The 2,216-nt window shown below is 32.5% G+C and carries 2 protein-coding genes and 1 pseudogene; all 3 read right to left on the bottom strand.

The genetic code is table 11. The features are described 5' to 3' along the window. Window positions 1-406: 406 nt before the first annotated feature. Entirely contained in the window at window positions 407-1,087 is a 681-nt protein-coding gene (locus tag J4P91_RS18630) for an MBL fold metallo-hydrolase (RefSeq protein WP_207995331.1), read from the bottom strand. 80 nt (window positions 1,088-1,167) lie between these two features. Next, window positions 1,168-1,476 (bottom strand): annotated as a pseudogene (locus J4P91_RS18625) (integrase); the annotation flags it as partial. Window positions 1,477-1,630: 154 nt separating this feature from the next. Further along, a partial coding sequence (locus J4P91_RS18620; RefSeq protein WP_207995329.1) for a 3D domain-containing protein occupies window positions 1,631-2,216 on the bottom strand: 586 nt, incomplete at its 5' end.

Below are 2,216 nucleotides of genomic sequence, written 5' to 3'. Positions count from 1 at the left end.
TTTAGATGGAAAAAAAATAAATCAAGATCAAGTGATTGAATTTAAGGCAGAATGATTTATAAACAAAAAATATTAATAGAATGCTTTATCCAAACAGCAGGAATGATGCTCTATCATCCTGCTATTTATTTGTATTATTTTCTATCTATACTTATTTTTCTTTTTCGAGATCATTCATTTTTAGGTTCATATAATAAACCAATCTAAACATCAACGGAAAAAACAAAGAGCCTAGTAATAATGTCGTTTAATTTTTATCATTATAAAGCCAATACCCTTCCAACAATGAAATGATTTGGAAGGGTATTAAAGTTATTTAATTTTTAATTGTATTCACGATTATTGTTATCAAACTGAATAATAAAGTTGTCTAATTTAAAAACTAAATATCTAGGTTTTCCCCCAATTATAAAGTAAATTTCCCACCATGATAACAATAGTACGTTTCAGCTTTAAGATTTTTAATCTTTCTTAAAGACTGTTGCGCTTTCTCAACATTTAAACAAAAGTGCGGATTAGCAATGATCAATTCATGATCTTCATTAACAGCTGCATCACCTGTAATTACACTTTTTAAACTTGGAAAATACAATGAAATATGCCCTGAAGTATGACCTGGTGTTGCTATTACTCTACATTTGTTATCTAAAATCATATCACCATCATGTACCTTTTCATCAATTGAAACATGTTTCAATTTCTTTAATTGCTGTATAAACCATTTACCAAATTCGATTCCTTTATTTGGCATATTCTCTAGCATTTCTTCGGCTTGAACCAATCTCTCTGACTTCATTTCACCACTAAGGTATTTTGATTCACTTTCACTAGCTATAATGTTAATCCAAGGATACTTTTCTTTAAAATCATATAGGGAACCTATATGGTCATCATCATAGTGAGTAATAATTATATTCTTTAAATTCTTCACTTCATATCCATTTTGTAAAATTTCATTTTCAATTAAAGGTAAGAAATTTTTATACCCTGTATCGACCAAAGTTAGTTCATTATTCAATATAATTAAGCTAGGATAAATGTAATTTTTTTGTCCATCAAATTCAATTGGTAGCTCTATGATCTTCATTATCTTCCTCCATTACTGCACGTTTGTGAAATATAATATGCCTGAATATTCTATATATTTATTATACATGATATGGAAAAAGACGATATAATACCTTTCATATCCCCACAAGCAATTTCAAGTCGTATCATTTTTTGAACCGAAACTTCAAATAATCCTTTTGGTGCTTCATTTTCATATGACCAATGATAGGTACCGCGAGTGAAATCAAATGCTACAAACAGTGGATCGTAACTATGGTATTTAGGGCGAACAGGTTCAGGAATGGTTTTGTAATAGCGAAATAGTTGTTTTTTATCTTCTTCAGCTAATGTTATGATTCGTGACAAGTTTCCTATTTCGAGGATGATAAGTGTATTATTCTCAAAATGAACATATTCCGATTCCATTATTTATGAACTGACAATTAAGAATAAAGTGATTTGTTTTGTAAATAAGGGATAATTGTGCTTTCTCTATTAATTATAGAAATCAATATATTTTTTATAGAAAAAGAAACCAGTCTCGTTAAAGAGAACTGGCTTCTTTACAATAAATAATTGATTAGTTTAAAATTTTCACCTTAACAGTTTTACGTCCCCAATTACTAGATTCGCCTTTTGAACCAACTAGAACGTCAATGCGATTACCTTTAATTGCACCACCAGTATCACCAGCGATTGCTTCTCCGTAACCTTCTACCCATACTTTTGATCCTAATGGAATTACTTTCGGATCAACTGCAATCAGTTTCATGTTTGGATTTGCTGTTAAGTCATGACCCATTGCACTTAATACACGACCACCGTATGCGCCGTTTTCACTTGGGTCCGCAGTATATGCTGTTGCTACAACTGTTAACTCACGAGCACCAGATGGTGTATTTGTTTCAGTTGATTTCCCATTAGGTTGTTGTGCTACTGGTTTTTGAGCTTTTGCTGCTTCTTGCGCTTTCGCTACTTCCTGTGCTTTCGCTGCTTCTTGCGCTTTCGCTACTTCTTGCGCTTTTGCTGCTTCTTGCGCTTTCGCTACTTCTTGTGCTTTCGCTACTTCTTGTGCTTTCGCTACTTCTTGTGCTTTCGCTACTTCTTGTGCTTTCGCTGCTTCTTGCGCTTTCGCTACTTCTTGTGCTTTCGCTACTTCTTGTGCT

Origin of the sequence: Bacillus sp. XF8 (genome assembly GCF_017498755.1) — a bacterium.
GTDB classification, from domain to species: Bacteria; Bacillota; Bacilli; order Bacillales; family Bacillaceae_G; genus Bacillus_A; species Bacillus_A bingmayongensis.
Note: the sequence above shows the minus strand (reverse complement) of the source record. Positions and strands in the feature narration are given on the sequence as shown.